The sequence below is a fragment of the Pleomorphomonas sp. JP5 genome (assembly GCF_023721815.1).
In the GTDB taxonomy this organism is placed as follows: domain Bacteria; phylum Pseudomonadota; class Alphaproteobacteria; order Rhizobiales; family Pleomorphomonadaceae; genus Pleomorphomonas.
Genome location: NZ_JAMDLI010000002.1, coordinates 326,911 through 345,037 on the forward strand (window position 1 = coordinate 326,911; position 18,127 = coordinate 345,037).

Here is an 18,127-nt window from a genome sequence, read left to right on the forward strand (position 1 = left end):
AGTCTCAACGCGATCCGATGCCATCGACGGTGGGAGGAGAAGTGAAAGCTCTGCGCATCATCGTCTGGCTGCTTGTCGCGGTGCTGTTCGGCGCCACCGGCTGGCTCGTTTTCGGCGGTCGACTTCCCTTCATGGAAAATGCCAGCGTCGCGGCGAGCGACATCGGCGGTCCCTTCAGCCTTGTCGACATGAACGGCCGCGCCGTCACCGACAAGACCTTTGCCGGCCGGCCGCACGTCATCTTCTTCGGCTACACCCACTGTCCGGACGTCTGCCCCACCACGCTCGGTGAATACGCCGCGCTGAAGGAACAGCTCGGACCGGACGCCGGCAAGGTCGACCTGTTGTTCGTCACCGTCGACCCGGAGCGCGACACACCGGACGTACTGAAAGACTACCTGTCATCCTTCGGCGATATAGTGCTTGGCCTGTCCGGAAGCCGGGAGCAGGTCGACGATGCCATCAGGACTTTCCGCATCTATGCCCGCAAGGTTCCCGGCACCGACGGCGACTATGGAATGGATCATACGGCTTCGAGCTTCATGTTCGGCGCCGACGGTCGCTTCCGAGGCACCATCGCCTACATGGAAGACCAGGACGTCGCGCTCAAGAAGCTGAAGACCCTGATCGCCGGGAGCTGAACGGATGTCCAATCAACCCGAGACCGACAAGGAAGTCAGCAAACGCGTCCGGCTATCCGACCACCTGGCTTCACTCGCTTTGCCATTGGCGGTGATAGCCTTCGGGGTGGCCTTGTCGGCTGGCTCGGACGGCGTCCGTGCCTTTGTCGATCTTTGTCGCACCGCCCTGCCCTGATCATGGCCGAACCGCTGCGTCTTGACCTCAAGGGGCTCAACTGCCCGCTGCCGGTGCTGAGAGCCGGCAAGGCGTTGCGCGGCATGGCGCCCGGCGAGCTTCTGGTCGTCGAAGCGACAGATCCCCTGGCGGCGATCGACATACCCCATTTCTGCCGCGAACAGGGTCACGGGCTGATGGCCGAGGAAAAGGATGGGGCCGTCCTGCGCTTCGTGATCGCCAGGGGCGGCTAGCCGGGCATACCCAGTTCTCTCCGACACGGCCATGCCCCTTGACACCGCCATGCATTGGGTCCAACCATAGTTATGTTATAACATAACATAGAGAGCCTCATGAACCGCCTCCTGCTTGCTTCCGTTCTCGCCATCCTGACCGCTGGCCCAGCCTTTGCCACCGACCGCCTGCCGGTGGTCGCTTCCTTTTCCATCCTTGGCGACATGGTGAGCCGCGTCGGCGGGGAACGCGTCGCGGTCACAACGCTCGTCGGCCCCGATGGCGACGCCCACGTCTACGAGCCGACGCCCGACAACGTCAAAGCCGTCGCCGCTGCCAAGCTCCTTGTCGTCAACGGTCTTGGCTTCGAGGGGTGGATGGACCGCCTCGCCGAAGCGTCGGGCTACACCGGACCGGTGACCGTGGCGTCACAGGGCGTCGCGCCCCGCGAAATGGCCGAGGAAGAGAACGATCACGATCATGCCGACGCCGCCCATGCCGGGCATGATCATCACGGCATCGACCCGCACGCCTGGCAGGATGTTGCCAACGCCGTCACTTACGTGAAGAACATCGCCGCCGGCCTCGACGCCGCCGACCCAGGGGGAAAGACGATCTACGACGCCAACGCGGCAGCCTATGTCGCCGAACTCGAAGCGCTCGACACGGAGGCTCGCACGGCCATGGCGGCCCTGCCGGCCGACCGGCGCAAGATCATCACCAGCCATGATGCCTTCGGCTACTTCGGGGCCGCCTACGGCCTCGAGCTTCTGGCGCCCGAGGGCGTCAGCACGGAATCCGAAGCCACGGCCGCCGACGTCGCGGGCATCATCCGCCAAATCCGTGAGGATGCCATACCCGCGATCTTCGTCGAGAACATCAAGGATCGTCGGCTGGTCGACCAGATCGCCGCCGAAACCCACGCCGTTGTCGGAGGAGAACTCTACACCGACGCCCTCTCGGCAAAGGACGGCCCCGCGCCGACTTACGTCGACATGATCCGGCACAACATCGGCACGCTCACCGAGGCCCTTGCACCCAAGCCGTGACGCTCGCGTTGCGGATTGCCACGCAACAAGTAATTATGTGCTAACGATAGGGAATCTCGGCTCAAAAGGTCAATTTCCCCAAAAAGCGGCTGGAACGACGACCCCAGGGCGATCTATATCGGCAAGACTGTGACGATGGAGACGGCAAGGGGAATCCTATGCCACCCCATCGTCTTTTCTTGCTCCTGGAGTCGAGGCCGTTCATGCCGTCCACCGTCACTCTCTCAGCCGGTCCGCTTTCGCTCTCGGTCGGCTTGCCTGACCGCGGCATGCCGGAGATCCTCGCCTTCGGACTGGGAGCGGCGACCCCCGACTTCTGGCCGGACGTGCCGCGTTCGAGCCGCATCAACGGCATGGACGTCGACGTCCCCTCCGCAGCACTCCTGCCGGTGGCAGGCATGGGCGCTTTCGGATGGCCGGCCATCGTCGGCCATCGCGACGGCCGTGACTTTCTGCTCGACTTTTCTGGCTGGACCAGCCGACAGGATGGCCCGACCACGGTGCTCGCGGCAAGCGACGCCATCGCCGGCATCGACATCGAAATTTCCATCCGCACGAGCGACACCGGGGTGCTCGGCCTCTCTAGCCGCCTGACGTCCGTGAAGGATGGCGTCTACACGCTTGATCGCTGCATGGCCGGCAGCTTCCTGCTTCCGGCGGGCGAAGCGATCGCCACCCGCTTCACCGGCATGTGGGGGCGGGAGTTCCAGATCCGCCGTCACCCGCTCGCCGCCGGCATCACCTTGCAGGAGAACCGGCGCGGCCGCACCAGCCATGATCGGCAGCCATACCTCGGCGTCGCCGTCGGAGGTGCGAGCTTCGCCTTCCATCTCGGATGGAGCGGCAACCACATCGTCGCCGTCGATACGCTCGACGACGGCCGGCGGCTCGTCCACCTCGGCGCGCTGTTCGAGCCGGGCGAAATCCGCCTGTCCCGTGGGGAGAGCTACCAGAGCCCGGTCGCCTATGCCGCCGAGGACGCCGCGGCGCTGCAGGCCTTCGTGCGATCCGAGATCCTGTCCTGGCCGGACGGCGCGATGAGCCCCCGCCCGGTGACGCTCAACACCTGGGAAGGCAACTATTTCGATCACAAGCTCGCCTCCCTGAAGGCGCAGGCCGATGCCGCCGCTGCCCTGGGCATAGAGCGCTTCGTTCTTGACGACGGCTGGTTCGGCCGCCGCGACGACGACACCACGTCGCTCGGCGACTGGATCGTCGACCGTCGCAAGTATCCCGACGGCCTGAAGGCGCTCGTCGACCATGTGACGTCGCTCGGCATGCAGTTCGGCATCTGGTTCGAGCCGGAAATGGTCAACGAAGAGTCCAACCTCTACCGCGCCCATCCCGACTGGGCGCTCAAGGTGGAGGGGCGCCCCCTCCTGCGCTCGCGCAACCAGCAGGTCCTCGACCTGACGCGACCGGAGGTGTCCGACTATCTGTTCGAGAAGCTGTCGGCCGTGTTGTCCTCCCACGCCATCTCCTACATCAAGTGGGACATGAACCGAGACCTCACGCACGTCGGCGGCGCCGATGGTCGCGCGGTCACAACCGCCCAGACCCGTGCCGTCCATGCCTTGATGGCTCGTGTCCGCGCGGCATTCCCCCACGTCGAGATCGAAAGCTGCGCCTCCGGCGGTGGCCGTACCGACTATGGCGTGCTCGCCAACACCCAGCGCGTCTGGACGTCGGACTGCACCGACGCCCTCGACCGCCTCGAAATCCAGCGCGGCGCCAGCCTGTTCTTGCCGCCGGAGATCATGGGCGCCCACGTTTCAGCCAATCCCAGCCATCAGTCCGGGCGGACGCTGTCCCTGACCTTCCGCGCCATGGTGGCGCTGGCCTACCACCTCGGCGTCGAGCTGAACCCGCTCGACATGAGCCCGGCCGAACGAACCGAACTTGCCGGCTTCATTGCCCTCCACAAGCGCCTGAGGCCGCTTCTCCATGCGCCCGGCGCCAACTTCAACCTCGATCCCCGCGATGGTCGCTATGTCTGGGGCGCCATGACATCCGAGCGAGCCGCCGTCTTCGTGGCGCAAGGACCGACCATGGTCTCCGAACAGCCGGAGCCGCTCGTCCTCCGTCTGCCTGGCCCGCCCGAACAGATATGGCGAATCGCCGCCACCCATGGCGACTGCCCCTCGGGTTTCATAAGGATGAGTGACGGACAGGCGAAGCTGCTGTCCGGAGAGATGACATTCAGCGCGGCGGCGCTGGCAAGCGCCGGTCTGCCTCTGCCCATGCAAAGGCCTGAAACCGCCTATCTTCTTGAGCTGACGCCGGTGAGGTAATCAACCATTTCAGTCGAAAGGCCAATTTCAGTGATCTCATGAGATTGTTCCTGCTCCGGGCGGTGCTAAAAAAGAAAGAGAGGCTGGAGGGCCAACAAACCGCCGCCAGGGAGGAAGAACAATGCTCAGGCAACTGAAGTCCGCCGCGCGTAGCCGCTGGGTGGAGCGCACGCCTCATCGTCTTTGGTTGCTCGGCCGCGCCGACGCGCTGTTCTCCTTCTTCGAGGCGGGATGCCGCAACCCGCTCGGCGGCTATTTCGAGCTCGATGAAGCCGGACGGCCGATGGCGCCGGGTGCCGATGGCGGCCTGCCGCCATCGCGCAATCTTCACATCACGACCCGCCTCGTGCATGCCTTCGGCATCGCCTCTCTCATGGGCCGGCCGGGCGCCGCCAATGTGGTCGACCAGGGCATGAACTTCCTCTGGAACGATCACAGGGATGCATCGAACGGCGGCTATCATTGGGGCGTCGGCTACAGGACCCTGACAGATCCGACCAAGCAGGCCTACGGCCATGCCCATGTTCTTCTGGCCGCCGCCACCGCCAAGGCGGCCGGCCACCCGGCCGCCGACAGACTGATCGCCGATGTGACCGACATCCTGGTATCCCGGTTCTGGGAAACGGACCCAGGCGCCGTCGCCGAGGAGTTTTCCGCCGACTGGCAGCCGATCGGCGACTATCGCGGCCAGAACTCCAACATGCACCTCACCGAAGCGCTGATGGCAGCCTTCGAGGTGACCGACGACGCGGAGTATCTCCGCAAGGCTGAAAGCATTGCCGAGCTGATCATCGATCGCTTCGCCTCACGCAACGGCTGGCGCCTGCCCGAGCATTTCGACGCCCAATGGAACGTGACGCTCGAGTATGTCGGCAACCCGATGTTCAAGCCCTACGGCTCGACGCCCGGGCATTGGCTGGAATGGGCACGCCTGCTGCTCCAGCTTTGGGAGCTCGGCGGCCGCAAGCTCCTCTGGCTGCCGGAAGCCGCGCAAAGCCTCTTCCGCCTCGCCGTCACCGAAGGCTGGGACGGCGAACGCGGCGGCTTCTATTACACCGTCGGCTGGGACGGCAAACCGTCGATCGCCGACCGCTTCTGGTGGCCGTGCTGCGAGGGTATCGGCGCCGCCCATTTCCTGGCGTCGATCACTGGCGACCCATTCTACGAGAACTGGTACCGGCGCATCTGGGATTTCACCACGGATCACCTGATCGATCGGACGACCGGCGCCTTCATCCCGCAGCTCGACGCGGAGAGCCGGCCGGCCACCAACCCCTTCTACGGCCGACCGGACATCTACCATTCGGTACAGGCCTGCCTCATTCCGCTGCTGCCAACGTCCGGCAGCCTCGTGAACGGACTGATGAACGAAGGCATCAGGGTCTGATCACCGGAAGAGGTACGGTTGACGGGCGCCGTCGGTCCTGGCCGGCGGCGCTTTCTCGTTCACCCCTTGGTCTTGCCGAGTGACGACGAGGCGACGGCGAGCACGATGATCGAGCCGATCAGGACCTCGCGCACATAGCTGTCGATGCTCATCTGGGTGAGGCCATTGCCGAGTACGCCCAAGATGAGCACGCCGATCAGGGTTGCCGCTACGTGAGGCTCCCCTTCCTCGCTCATGGTCATGCCGAGGAAGACGGCGGCGATCGCGTCGAGCATCAGGCCCGAGCCCTGTGTCGGATTGGCCGAGGCAACCCGGCTCGCATACATCAGGCCGGCCGTCGCCGCACCGAGCCCGCTAAGACCGAAGGCAAGGAAGCGCAGACGCCTGACGCGGATGCCAGCGAGGCGGGCCGCCTCCTTGTTGCCGCCGATGGCATAGAGCCGGCGGCCGAACGTGGTTTGCTCCAGCGTGAACCAGACGACCAAGAGCACAACCGCCGCGACGATTGTCAGGCTTGGCAGGCTCACCATATCCGCGAGCGGAATGCCCGAGCGGGCAAATCCGGAGAAAGCCGTGGGAATGTCGCGCCCGAAGATGGTCTTGCCGCCGGACACCAGAAAGGCAAGGCCGCTATAGACCGTCAGCGTGCCGAGCGTCGCGACGAAAGGCAGGATGCCGACATAGGCGACGAGTACCCCGTTGAGGAGCCCGCCGAGAAGGCCGACGCCAAGCGCCAGCGCCACGCCGACCCACACCCCGTGCCCGTCGCGAAAGGCCAGCGCCGCCACGATGCCGGCCAGAGACGCCATCGAACCGACGGAAAGATCGAAGTCACCCATCACCATGACGATGGTCATCGTGAAGGCGACCACCGCCAGCATCGACACCTGCTGGCTGATGTTCAGCCAGTTCTTCGCCGTCATGAAGGTATCGGGAATCTCGATCCAGAAGAACAGGACGACAAGGACAAAACCGATCAGCGTGCCGTATGTCTTGAGCGCGGAAGCCACGGGTATTTCCTTCAGGCGGAGGGCGCGGCCGGAGAGCCGAAGCAAAGGGCGGCAAGCCTGGCCTGGTCGAGGCCCTCGGTGGAAACGGTGGTCGCCACCCTGCCGTCCCGGAAGACGATGATGCGGTCGGCCATATAGACGAGTTCGGGCAGGTCGGAGGAAGCGAGCACCACCGCTTTTCCCTCGGCCGTCAGTTCGCGAAGCAGGGCGTGGATGTCATAGCGGGCGCCGACATCGACACCACGGGTGGGTTCGTCGAGCAGCAACACCTCGGGAGGGCCGGCTATGGCTCGGGCGAATACCACCTTCTGCTGGTTGCCGCCGGAGAGCTCGCGAACCTTCTGCTTCGGTCCCTTGGACTTCAGCTTCACCTTCCGGCCGAGATCCACCGCCTGCTCCGCCTCCGCTGCCCGGTCAAGGACCAGCCCGAAGCGAACGAGATCGTCGAGATGCGGCAGCGACACGTTGCCGGCGATCGACGCCGACGAAACCAGCCCCTCCTGACGCCGCTCGCGTGGCAGAAACGCCAGCCCCTTGGCCCAGGCCGAAACGGGTTCCTCGATCCTGACCGGCCGGCCGGCGAGACTGACGGCACCATCGTGACCGCCATCGGCACCGACGATCGCCCGGATGACCTCGCTCTGCCCGGCGCCTTCGAGTCCGGCAAGCCCAAGGATCTCCCCCTTGTGCACTTCGAACGAGACATCCTGTAGATAACCTGTGGACAGATGCTCGACACCAAGCGCGACCTCGCCCGACACCGGCGCAAGACGCGGCGGGTAGCCCTCGGCGAACCGGCGGCCGATCATCAGCTCGATGACCTCAAGCTTCTGCAGCCCGGCAATGTCGCGGGTCGCCACGGTCGCACCGTCGCGCAGAACGGTAAGCCTGTCGGCGAGTTCCATCACCTCGTCGAGACGATGCGACACGTAGATGATGCCGGCGCCCGCCGCGCGCAGGCGCCGGATGACGGCGAAGAGGCGCTGGGACTCCTCGGCCGACAGCGCCGCCGTCGGCTCGTCCATGACGTAAAGCCGGGCCGGAGCGTCGCCATCGACGCTGGCATCCTGGAAGGCGGTAGCGATCTTCACCAGCATCTGGTCGCCCACCGACAGGCGCGCCATCTTGCGACCGGGCGGGATATGGGTGACGCCGAGGCCGGCGAGCACCGCCGCCGCACGGCGGTTGAGGCCGTCCCAGTCGATCATGACGCCCCAGCGGCGGGGATAGTCGCGGCCGAGAAAGATGTTCTCCGCCACCGACAGATGCGGCACGACCGAGAGTTCCTGGTGAATGAACCTGAGCCCGAGGCGAAGCGCATCGGCCGGCGACCCGATGGCAACCGGCGCGCCATCGATGGCGATCGACCCGGTGTCCGGTTTCACCACGCCGGCCAGCACCTTGATCAACGTCGACTTGCCAGCGCCGTTCTCGCCCATCAGGGCATGCACCTCACCGGCACGAACGTCGAGGCAGGCGCCCCCCAGCGCCTTGGCACCGGCAAAGCTCTTTTCAAGATCCTGAATGGACAGCAGCGACATGGTGAGAACCTGGTTCGGTGGGCGGCCAAGCCGCCCATCCGTCACGAAACGTCTCAATCCCCGGCGTTGTCGGCGGTGATGAGCTTGGTCGGCACGTAGGTAACCGACGACTTCGGCGGCTTGCCGGCCAGCGTCTGGGCGACGGCCTCAGCTGCGGCCGCGCCGATACCGTGGAAGTCCTGCGCCATGGACGCCTCGAAGTTACCACCGGCGGCGATCGCCTCGCGGGCCTGCGGATTGGCGTCGATACCTGTGATGACGATGCCCTCGCTCTGGCGGCCGGCTGCCTCGATCGCCTGCAACGCACCGAGCGCCGGCTGGTCCCAGGCGGCCCACACGGCCGAGATCGAGCCCTTGTCCGGATTGGCGGCGAGGATCGCCTCCATCTTGGCGCGGCTGTCGGCGATGCCGCCGTCCGACACGTCGGGCGTCACGCGATCCAGCACCTTGATGTCGGGATTGTTGCCGAAGACGGCATCGGCGATCACACCGCGCACCTGCACCGGCGGGAAGGCATCGAACACGAACATGACGACGTTGCCCTTGCCACCGATCCTGTTGGCGACATAGGCGGCGGTGTCGGCCGCCATGGCGTAACCGTTCGACGTGACGTTGGTGACGAGATAGGGACTGGCGCCCGCATCCATGCCGACAATGGGAATGCCCGCGTCCTTGACGGCGGCGAGCCCCGCCTCGACCTGAGCCGGATCGACGTTGATCACCACCGCGTCGACCTTCTGCGTCGCAGCGTCCTCGAGGCGGGAAATGACGGCGGCGACATCGCCCTTGGTGTCGATGACGTTGACGTCCCAAGCCTTGTCCTTGGCGGCTGCCTGGAAAGCTTCGACGTAGAACTGTGTGCCCGGCTGGGCGAGATAGGGCGTGATCACCGCGATCTTGCCGTCCGCGAGAGCGGCACCGGTCGCGAACACGGCGGAAAGAAACAGCGCGGCGGCCGGAAGCCGCATGCGGAGCGTAGCAGTCATGTGTGCGTTCCCCATTTTTCTCTGAGACCGGTCGTCGGAGGTACGCATCCTCCTTCTCCCCGCCGGCCGAAAAACAGTTATCAGCCGGACGGAAGCCATTCAACACGAAGCCTGCCGATCGCCCTCGATTCATGACGCGAAGACAAGGCCAAGCTACTCGCCAAACGAGCCTTTTCGGACAAGAAATGACAAACCGCGATGGACAGGCCGCTGCCGGCGTGGTGATCTCGGCGGCGAACGATCTGCCTCCCGGACCTCTTCCATGATGACGCCCCTTCTCGTCGGCATCGACGTCGGCACCACCTCCGTCAAGGCCACGCTGTTCGATGACAGCGGCGCGGCGCTCCGCACCTTCGCCGACCCCTACCCCATGAAGCGACCTGCACCGGGATTGGCCGAGCAGGATCCCGCCGACTGGACGAGCCGCGTTTCGGCAGCGCTGGCACATCTGTCGGACGGACTGACGAACGGTGCGATCGCCGCCGTCGGATTGACCAGCCAGGTCAACACCCACGTGTTCGTCGACATGGACGGCGCTCCGCTGATGCCCGCCATCACCTGGCAGGACGGTCGCGCCGGTGCCGAGGCGGCCGAACTCGATGCGCTGATTTCCGCCGAAGAGCGCATTGGCTGGTGGGGCGCCCCGCTGCCGATCGACGCCAGCCATCCACTGGCCCGCGCTCTATGGCTGAAGCGGCACCACCCCGATCTCTGGGCGCGAACGCGCTGGCTGATGGCGCCCAAGGACTATTGCATCCTTCAACTCACCGGCGAGGCCACCGCCGACCCGATGGCCGCTTTCGGCGTCATCGACCAGTCGCTGACCTACGTGTCCCGCCTCCTCGATCTGGTTCCGGGAATAGCCGACCGTCTGCCACCGCTTCGGGGCTTCACGCAGACGGCTGGACGTATCCGGCCGGGCTTGCCGCTTGCCGGCATCCCCATGGTAACCGGTGCCATGGATGCCTGGGCCGGTCTCATCGGCACTGGCGTCCTTCGCGACGGCGAATGCATGTATCTCTCGGGGACGTCGGAAATCATCGGCCTGGTATCGAGCGCGCGCCATCCGGCTGCCGGCGTCATCGCCTTCCCGACCTGCGAAGGCATCACCATGCATGCCGGTCCGACACAGGCCGGCGGCGCCTCGCTCGCCTGGCTGTCGAACCTCACGGGACGCCCGCCGTCGGAACTGTCGGTCCTTGTCGCCAACAGCAATCCGCACCGTCCCACACCCTTGTTCCTGCCCCATCTCCAGGGTGAACGGGCCCCGATCTGGGACATCGGCGCGCGCGGTGCCTTCATTGGCCTTGACGGTTCGATGGGGCCGGCCGAGCTGACGCGCGCCGTCTTCGAGGGCGTAGCGTCATCGGTGCGCTGGCTCCTGGAGGCGCTGGAAGCGTCGGCGGGGCAGGCGGCGACGAGCTTTTCCATGGCCGGCGGCGGCGCAGCTTCCGACCCGTGGTGCCAGATCCGCGCCGACATGCTGGGGCGACCGATTCGCCGGCTCAAGACGCTCGATGCCGGTGTGCTGGGAGCGGCCATCCTGGCCGGCGTCGGCGCCGGTCGCTTTTCGTCCATCGACGAAGCGGCGGATCGGCTGGTGGTGACCGACCGCGTGTTCGAGCCCGACCCGTCACGGCGCGAGCGGATGGACTTTCTCTACGGCGAGTACCGCGAACTCTATTCGGCGCTGAAGCCCTTCAACGCCGCGCGCGCCGCCTTTACCGCCTGGTAGCGCAGCGGAAATCCCCGGCAGGTCATGCCCCGCCGGGGGGTATCGTCAGGTGCGCCAGCCCCAGGTATCGGCAAGCCGCAGCGTTTCCTGCCAGCCAACCACCGAACCGGAGGTGGTGACCGACCGCAACGAACAGGCCGCCGTGGCATGCGCCAGCGCCAACGACTTTTCGAGCGGCCAGTCCTCATGAACGCCATAGATCATGCCGGCGGCGAAGGCGTCGCCGGCCCCATTGGCGCCGACGACCAGCTCGGCCGGAATGGAGACCGACGCCTTTCGGGCAACGGTGCCATCGCGCGTCACGGCGATGGCGAGCTTCGGCCAGTGAACCACCACCAGCTCCATGGCGCCATCCTCGAGCACCTTCCGCGCAGCCGCCTCGCAAAGTCCCGCATCGGTCACACCATGACTGACGGTGGGAAGCCCCGCGAGTGCGCCGATCTCGGTGTCGTTGACCACGACGTAGTCGAGATGATCGAGACAGGGCATGACGGTGTCGGCAAGGATGCGCGTTTCGAGACTGGCCAGCTCGATGTTGGTCTTGAGGCCGGCCGCGCGCGCCCTCTTGAGTATCGTCACCCAGCCATTGTCGCCACCCTCCCAGACGCCGTCGAGCTGCTTGTGGAAGCCCGGCAGCCCCAGATGGAGAATACGCCCGGTCGTCGACGAAAAATCGAAGTGATCGGGCGTAAGGGCAGCCGCCACCGCCTTGGCGAAAAGATGCGTGCGGCGGCGTGTCGTCGCCGAGGCGTAGGCGTCGGTGAACTGCGTCGGCAGCGAACCGTCGACGTGCATTTGTCGGTGATCGATGCCAGCTTCCTCGGCGATGCCGCGCAGAAACCGCCCGCCCTCGTCGTCACCGACGATGGCGATGGTCTCGACAGGCATGTTCGGATCGAGATGGCGGATATCGACCGCAAGGTTGCAGCCGGAACCGCCGCCGGCCAGTTCCTGGGAGAGGATTTCGACAATGCCGTCCTCCTCTGGCCAGAAGCTGACCAAGCGGTTGTTGTCGACGCACCAGGTCCCTCCGGTGACGATGCCGCGTCTTGCCGCTGCCATGATCAGGCAAGCCCGGCCTTGAGCGGCTTCTCCGTCACTTCAAGATCGGCGGCCAGCTCCCGGCTCGGCTTGATGCCGGCCTTGGCGAGATCGCCGTGATAGGATTTCACCGCCTCCGACGGCGTAAGATCGCCACTCGCCACAGCCCGCATGTGCTTGACCATGCTGAGCGGATCTTCGGCGAGGTTGATCTTGCGGCCGAACAGGGCGACGCGGGCGCCGTACTTCTCGGACTGGAAGAGCAGCTCGTAGCAATCGCGCGTCGTACCGGCGCCACCGCCAAGCACGCCGACGATGATCGTCGGATCGTAGGAGGCCAGTTCCTCCATCGCCTTCGGACCGTTGTAGGCGATCTTCAGGAACTCGGGCCTGTCGGCCTTCGTCACGCCGGCGAGGCAGCGGGCGATGCAGTCGTTGATGTAGTGCGGCACGAGATCGGCATCGATGCCGGTGTCGACGTTGGGATTGAACACCTCAAGGAAGTACTTGAAGCCGTTCAGCGACGCTTCGTAACGGAACTCGGCGAACGCCTCGAGCGAGGCGTAGTCGTGGTCGAGATCGTTATTGAAGGTCATCGAATAAAGGCCGAGGTCGGTGCCGACCAGTGGTGCGCCGGGCGCCGGATCGACGGTGCCGGTCGTCACGCGCGACAGCGACGCGGTACGGAACGGCCGCGACGGCTTCTTGGGATAAACGCCGCCACGCACAAACCAGATATCGGTGGTGTCGTTGGCGCGAATGGCCGGCTTCACCTTCGAATTCTTGTAGACGTCCTGTTCGTTGAGCAGTTCGAGACTGGAGGCCGACGTCAACATGATGTCGACGATGTCTTGCTCAACGATCGCCTGAACGTTCTTCAGGAATTCCGGGCGCGTCTGGTAGCGGCCGAGCGTTCCGTCCTTGGCTCTGAGCGGACCGGCGCCGGGAATCGACGGCCCCATGTCCGGATCCTTGGCATCGGCGATGATGAAATCGGCGCGCGTATAGGCACCCGCCCGAATGCGGGCAAGCTTTTCGTCAAGACGGAACATCGATCACTCCAATCCGCCGGTGCCAGGCCCTCCCCGGCCGCGCGGCTCCACGTTTCCTCCCGCCATCCCATCCAACGGCTGGGCGACGGCTCGTTTTCTTGCATTCGGGTCGCCCCCCGATCCGCAGATCGTCGCTCACCCACCCCGCATGTTGTGACGGTTCAAAGCAGGTGACAAGCCCCGTTCGGAACGTAGAGCGGCTTTCGTGCGGAGCTTGGCGGCCGATGCGACCAAAGACGGAAGGCGCTACAGCCCGGTTCGACGCCACGCTTCCGCACATGGCGCGATCTCGATATAGCTTGCGCCAGAGGCCCAAGCAGGCTCCGTCGAAGCGGGAGAAAACGATGAGCGATCCCATTGTCATCATTGGTGCCGGCCAAGCCGCCGCTGCCTTCGCGGGCAAGCTCCGCGCGCTCGGGTCCGACCGCCCCGTGACCATCGTCGGCGACGAACCGGTCCTGCCGTACCAGCGGCCGCCGCTGTCCAAGAAATACCTCGTCGGAGAAGCGACCTTCGACCGTTTGCTCCTGAAGCCACCGGCCTGGTACGAGACCAATGCCGTGACGGTGCTGACCGGCCGCAAGGCCACAAAGATCGACAGGACGCGGCGAGTCGTCGTCCTTGACGACGGACAGGAACTTGCCTTCGCCACTCTGGTTCTGGCGACCGGCGCCACGCCGCGCCGCTTGCCGGCCGTGATCGGCGGCGATCTTCAGGGCGTTTACACCCTGCGGGACAAGGCCGACGCCGACGCGCTGATGGCGGACTTCCGCCCCGGACGTCGTCTGCTGGTGATCGGCGGTGGCTATGTCGGCCTTGAGACGGCAGCGGTGGCCAGAACGCGCGGGCTCGACGTCACGGTCATCGAGCTCGCCGACCGCATCCTGAAGCGCGTCGCCGCTGCCGGAACGGCGGATCTGGTTCGTGAGCTCCACCAAGATCATGGCGTCGATATCCTCGAGAGCGCCGCCATCGTTCGTCTCGTCGGCACCGAAGGTCGCCTCACCGGCGCCGAGCTTACGGACGGCCGGACGTTAGTCGCCGATCTCGCGGTTGTCGGCATCGGCGTCGCGCCGAATACCGGTCTCGCCGAGGCCTCTGACCTCGCCGTCGACGACGGCATTCTGGTCGACGAGTTCGCGCGCACCTCCGACCCGCACATTCTTGCCATCGGCGACTGCGCCCGCTTCCCCTATGGCGGCCGCCTGATTCGCCTCGAATCGGTACAGAACGCCTTCGACCAAGGAGAAGCCGCCGCCGCGGCCCTTGTCGGCATGGGCGGCGCCTATGCGCCACAGCCATGGTTCTGGTCCGACCAGTATGACGCAAAGCTGCAGATCGCCGGCCTCCATCATGGCTACGACGACACGCTGAAAATCGATGGCCCACGCCCCGGCAGTCACGCCGTATGGTATTTCGCGGAAGGCGCGATGATCGCCGTCGACGCCCTCAACTTCCCGGCCGCCTTCGTGACGGCGAAAAAGCTATTGGAAGCGGGCAAGCGCGTATCCCGGCGCGACATCGAGACGAAACCGCTCAAGGAACTTTTGGGATAATCGGGAAAGGGGCTCGGGCCGCCCTCTACGCAAGAACAATACGAGGGCGGACCCGGTGTCCATTCGGACCGGCCGGCTACGCGCGACCTGATGCCGACGTAGAGGAGTTTCGTCGATCATGGTTGCGATTCGGTTTCCGGGCGCAATTTCGCCACCTCCAACATGTAGCGCCCAAGACGACCTTGGACGTCTATATGCTGATCGGTGAGGCAGTCCGCCCCCGTTCGCGTTGCAAATTGCAACAGCCAGCCGGTTTCAGATGATATTTTCCCGTTTGAGCGGACGCGCCATCAGCCGGTCCACCGCGTCATCGACCGACAGGCGGCCAGCGAGCACCTCGGCCACGGCGGCCATGATCGGAACCTCGACCGAAAAATCAGCCGCCTTTTGAACGGCGATTCCGACGGTAGCCGCGCCCTCGGCCAGCTTGCCGAAGCTTGCCGGCGGCTCTCCGCGACCAATGCCCAAGCCGAAGGAATAGTTTCGCGACTGGGTGGACGAACAGGTCAACACCAGATCGCCAAAGCCGGAGAGGCCCATCAACGTCTCGGCCTCCGCACCGAACGCAGCGGCGAGCCTGCGCATCTCGACGAAGCCACGCGTAATGACAGCCGCTTGCGCCGAAGCGCCGAGCGCCCGACCGGCAACGATGCCGGCCGCGATCGCCAGCACGTTCTTCAATGCGCCACCCAGCTCGACACCGGCAACGTCGGTGGCGGCATAGGGCCGAAACGTGGGACCGGCGAGCCGGCGGGAAATGGCGTCTGCAAGCCCCGCATCCTCGGCCGCAATGGTCACCGCCGTCGGCAGGCCACGCGCCACGTCATCGGCAAATCCAGGCCCCGACAACACGGCGACCGGTCGCCCCGGAAGCGCCGAAGCAATCGCAAGAGACGGCCGCGCGCCAGTTGCCTGTTCGATGCCCTTGGCACAGGAAACGATCACCGTCCCCTGTCCGACAAAATCGGCAAGCATGACGGCGGCCGACCGGCAGGATTGAGCGGGGACGGCGAGGAGCAGAAGATCGATGTCGGCAAGCGAACGCGGATCGGCGTGGGCCGATACCGACGACGGGAAGACGGCGTCCTGAAGATGCGAGCTCCGACGCGTGGCGTTCAGCCTCTCCGCCTCGTCGACGTTCCGGCCGCAGAGCACGACCTCCGCCCCCGCTCGCGCCGCCGTCAAGGCCAACGCGGAGCCCCAGGCGCCGGCGCCATAGACACCGATCTTGCCGTTCATACCTTCGCCCCCAACCGACCATGGCCGACCAGCGGTGCGGCAACGTCGTCGAGCGGCCAGCGCGGCCGCGCCGCCACGTCAAATCCGTCGGTATAGCCGAGCGCCAACCGTTCGGCGCCGGCCCAGGCGATCATGGCGCCATTGTCGGTGCAGAGGTTCCCCGGCGGTACGACGAGACGGCCGTCGAGACCTGCCATCACGGCGTCGAGCCGGGCGCGGATCGCCTTGTTGGCCGCAACGCCGCCAGCCACCACCAGCGCCGGCCCACGACTGTCGGCGAGCGTCTCGGCAAACCGTCGCACGGCAAGGCCGACCCGATCGGCGACCACATCCGAGACCGCCGCCTGGAAGGACGCGCAAATATCGGCCACGTCCTGGCGAGAGAGCGGAGCCAAGGCCTCCGCCTCATGGCGGACTGCCGTCTTGAGCCCGGAAAAGGAGAAATTCGGCTCGTCACGACCGATGAGCGGCCTCGGCAAGGCTATGCGGCGAGGATCGCCGTCGGCCGCCATCCGTTCGACGGCCGGCCCACCGGGATAGCCGAGTTGCAACAGCTTGGCCGTCTTGTCGAACGCTTCCCCGAGCGCGTCGTCGATGGTGGTGCCGATGCGCTTGTAGCGGCCGACGCCGTCGACCCTCAGGATCTGGCTATGCCCACCCGATACCAGCAGCAGCAGATAGGGAAACTCGACGCCATGGGTGAGGCGGGCCGTCAGCGCATGTCCTTCGAGATGATTGACGGCGACCAGCGGCTTTCTCGCCGCGTAGGCCAGCGCCTTGGCGGTGGTGAGGCCAATTAGCACGCCGCCGATCAGGCCGGGTCCGGCCGTCGCCGCCACCGCGTCCATATCGGCAAGCGAAAGCCCCGCTTCGGAGAGCGCCGCATCGACAAGACCGTCCATGACCTCGACATGGGCGCGGGCGGCAATCTCAGGCACCACGCCGCCAAAGGCCGCGTGTTCCTCGATCTGCGAGAAGACGACATTCGAGAGGATCTCGCCCGATCCATCTGCGCGGCGGCGCACAACGGCGGCGGCCGTCTCGTCGCAGGAGCTTTCGAGGCCGAGAACGACGATATCCCCAAGGTCGCCCATCCTGGTCAATCCCTCTTCGCCGATGCCGACGCGGTCACGAAAGACGAGACCCAAGAACACATTGCCTCTCGCCGTCCCATGGTCCAAGTGTTGCCATGACAAGGCGAAACGTTAGGGACGATTCGCCGCCGTCTTCGACCGTCGGCCGGCCGACGCCTTCGTTTCACGGCTCTATCACACGGGGAGCGAACCGGTGCAACCAAAACCCATCCGCCTCGGCACGCGCGGAAGCCCGCTCGCTCTTGCCCAGGCCCATGAGGTCCGCGACCGCCTGATGGCGGCTTGGGGAGCCAGGGCGCCGGAGGTAGAGATCGTGCCGATCAGCACGGCGGGCGATCGCATTCAGGACCGGCCGCTCGCCGAGGTGGGCGGCAAGGGGCTGTTCACCGAGGAGATCGAGACCGCTCTGCAGAGCGGTGCGCTCGACATCGCCGTTCACTCCTCCAAGGACATGCCGACGGTTCTGCCCGACGGCCTCGTGCTGGGCCACTTCCTTGAGCGCGAGGATCCGCGCGATGCCTTCGTATCGCTGAAATACGGCTCGCTTGCCGAGTTGCCCGAGGGCGCCGTGGTCGGCACCGCTTCGCTGAGACGCGGCGCGATCGTCCGCCGTCTCCGCCCGGACGTGGCGGTGATCCCCTATCGCGGCAACGTCCAGACCCGGCTCCGCAAACTGGGCGAAGGCGTCGCCGATGCGACGCTGCTCGCCGTCGCCGGCCTGAAGCGGTTGGGCATGCTCGACGTCGCGACCGAGATCCTGGACATCGAATCCTTTCCCCCGGCGGTCGGCCAGGGAGCAATCTGCATCGAGAGCCGGACAAGTGACGCAAGGGTGGCCGAGCTCCTGGCGCCGATCCACCATGCGCCCACGGCCATCGCGCTTGCCTGCGAGCGAGCCTATCTCGCTCGGCTCGATGGTTCCTGCCGCACGCCGATCGCCGGCTACGCCGTGGTATCGGACGAGTGCGTCGATCTTCATGGCCTGATCCTGACACCGGACGGGCGCGTCGCGCACGAGGGATGGGAAAGCGGCCCCGACCCCGAGGGGGTTGGAGATCGTCTTGGCAACCGCCTCGCCGCGCTGGCCGGCCCTGGCTTCTTCGGCGGGAACTGAGCC

Annotated in this window: 16 protein-coding genes; 9 read left to right on the forward strand and 7 right to left on the reverse strand. The window is 65.8% G+C overall.

Going from position 1 to position 18,127, the window contains the following annotated elements; translation table 11 throughout:
- Window positions 1-41 precede the first annotated feature (41 nt).
- The 6 genes from M4J40_RS03390 (at window position 42) to M4J40_RS03415 (ending at window position 5,756) form a co-directional block, all read left to right on the forward strand.
- Entirely contained in the window at window positions 42-641 is a 600-nt protein-coding gene (locus M4J40_RS03390) for an SCO family protein (RefSeq protein ID WP_251752096.1), read from the forward strand.
- Between the two features lie 4 nt (window positions 642-645).
- A complete protein-coding gene (locus M4J40_RS03395; protein WP_251752098.1) occupies window positions 646-816 on the forward strand; it encodes a hypothetical protein in 171 nt (56 codons plus the stop codon).
- Window positions 817-818: 2 nt separating this feature from the next.
- Window positions 819-1,049 (forward strand): sulfurtransferase TusA family protein, encoded by a 231-nt coding sequence (locus M4J40_RS03400; RefSeq protein ID WP_251752100.1) that lies wholly within the window; start codon window positions 819-821, stop codon window positions 1,047-1,049.
- Window positions 1,050-1,148: 99 nt separating this feature from the next.
- Window positions 1,149-2,078: a metal ABC transporter substrate-binding protein gene (locus tag M4J40_RS03405; protein WP_251752102.1), complete on the forward strand. Its 930-nt coding sequence runs from the start codon at window positions 1,149-1,151 to the stop codon at window positions 2,076-2,078.
- A 203-nt stretch (window positions 2,079-2,281) separates the two neighbouring features.
- The gene (locus M4J40_RS03410) at window positions 2,282-4,369 is read left to right on the forward strand and encodes an alpha-galactosidase (RefSeq protein ID WP_251752105.1); all 2,088 of its coding nucleotides are present in this window, start codon (window positions 2,282-2,284) and stop codon (window positions 4,367-4,369) included.
- Between the two features lie 121 nt (window positions 4,370-4,490).
- Window positions 4,491-5,756 (forward strand): AGE family epimerase/isomerase, encoded by a 1,266-nt coding sequence (locus M4J40_RS03415; protein WP_251752107.1) that lies wholly within the window; start codon window positions 4,491-4,493, stop codon window positions 5,754-5,756.
- 59 nt (window positions 5,757-5,815) lie between these two features.
- Here M4J40_RS03415 and M4J40_RS03420 read toward each other — a convergent pair whose 3' ends face one another.
- Genes M4J40_RS03420 through M4J40_RS03430 form a run of 3 tightly spaced genes read right to left on the reverse strand, consistent with a single transcriptional unit; the run spans window position 5,816 to window position 9,293 of the window.
- Window positions 5,816-6,766 carry an ABC transporter permease gene (locus M4J40_RS03420; protein WP_251752109.1) on the reverse strand — a complete coding sequence of 317 codons (951 nt, stop codon included), beginning with the start codon at window positions 6,764-6,766 and terminating at the stop codon, window positions 5,816-5,818.
- Window positions 6,767-6,777: 11 nt separating this feature from the next.
- Complete coding sequence (locus tag M4J40_RS03425; RefSeq protein ID WP_251752111.1) at window positions 6,778-8,307, reverse strand: sugar ABC transporter ATP-binding protein; 1,530 nt, start codon at window positions 8,305-8,307, stop codon at window positions 6,778-6,780.
- A 53-nt stretch (window positions 8,308-8,360) separates the two neighbouring features.
- Window positions 8,361-9,293 (reverse strand): substrate-binding domain-containing protein, encoded by a 933-nt coding sequence (locus M4J40_RS03430; RefSeq protein WP_251752112.1) that lies wholly within the window; start codon window positions 9,291-9,293, stop codon window positions 8,361-8,363.
- A 262-nt stretch (window positions 9,294-9,555) separates the two neighbouring features.
- Here M4J40_RS03430 and M4J40_RS03435 point away from each other — a divergent pair, with 262 nt between their 5' ends.
- On the forward strand, window positions 9,556-11,028 hold the full coding sequence (locus M4J40_RS03435; protein WP_251752114.1) for an FGGY-family carbohydrate kinase: 1,473 nt from the start codon (window positions 9,556-9,558) through the stop codon (window positions 11,026-11,028).
- Between the two features lie 45 nt (window positions 11,029-11,073).
- Here M4J40_RS03435 and M4J40_RS03440 read toward each other — a convergent pair whose 3' ends face one another.
- Together M4J40_RS03440 and M4J40_RS03445 are read right to left on the reverse strand one after the other, a co-directional pair.
- Window positions 11,074-12,090: a carbohydrate kinase family protein gene (locus M4J40_RS03440; RefSeq protein ID WP_251752116.1), complete on the reverse strand. Its 1,017-nt coding sequence runs from the start codon at window positions 12,088-12,090 to the stop codon at window positions 11,074-11,076.
- Between the two features lie 2 nt (window positions 12,091-12,092).
- Window positions 12,093-13,121 (reverse strand): hypothetical protein, encoded by a 1,029-nt coding sequence (locus tag M4J40_RS03445; protein ID WP_251752118.1) that lies wholly within the window; start codon window positions 13,119-13,121, stop codon window positions 12,093-12,095.
- Between the two features lie 344 nt (window positions 13,122-13,465).
- On the opposite strand from M4J40_RS03445, the gene M4J40_RS03450 reads away from it, so the two are divergent.
- Window positions 13,466-14,677: an NAD(P)/FAD-dependent oxidoreductase gene (locus M4J40_RS03450; protein ID WP_251752119.1), complete on the forward strand. Its 1,212-nt coding sequence runs from the start codon at window positions 13,466-13,468 to the stop codon at window positions 14,675-14,677.
- A gap of 255 nt (window positions 14,678-14,932) precedes the next feature.
- Here M4J40_RS03450 and M4J40_RS03455 read toward each other — a convergent pair whose 3' ends face one another.
- Both M4J40_RS03455 and tsaD read right to left on the reverse strand, forming a co-directional pair.
- Window positions 14,933-15,916: an NAD(P)H-dependent glycerol-3-phosphate dehydrogenase gene (locus M4J40_RS03455; protein ID WP_251752121.1), complete on the reverse strand. Its 984-nt coding sequence runs from the start codon at window positions 15,914-15,916 to the stop codon at window positions 14,933-14,935.
- Window positions 15,913-16,992, reverse strand: a complete 1,080-nt coding sequence (gene tsaD, locus M4J40_RS03460) for a tRNA (adenosine(37)-N6)-threonylcarbamoyltransferase complex transferase subunit TsaD (protein WP_251752169.1) — start codon at window positions 16,990-16,992, stop codon at window positions 15,913-15,915. Before tsaD ends, M4J40_RS03455 begins: the two co-directional genes overlap by 4 nt.
- 211 nt (window positions 16,993-17,203) lie before the next feature.
- Between tsaD and hemC the strand changes: the two genes are divergently transcribed.
- Complete coding sequence (gene hemC, locus M4J40_RS03465) at window positions 17,204-18,124, forward strand: hydroxymethylbilane synthase (RefSeq protein WP_251752123.1); 921 nt, start codon at window positions 17,204-17,206, stop codon at window positions 18,122-18,124.
- The last annotated feature ends 3 nt before the right edge of the window (window positions 18,125-18,127 follow it).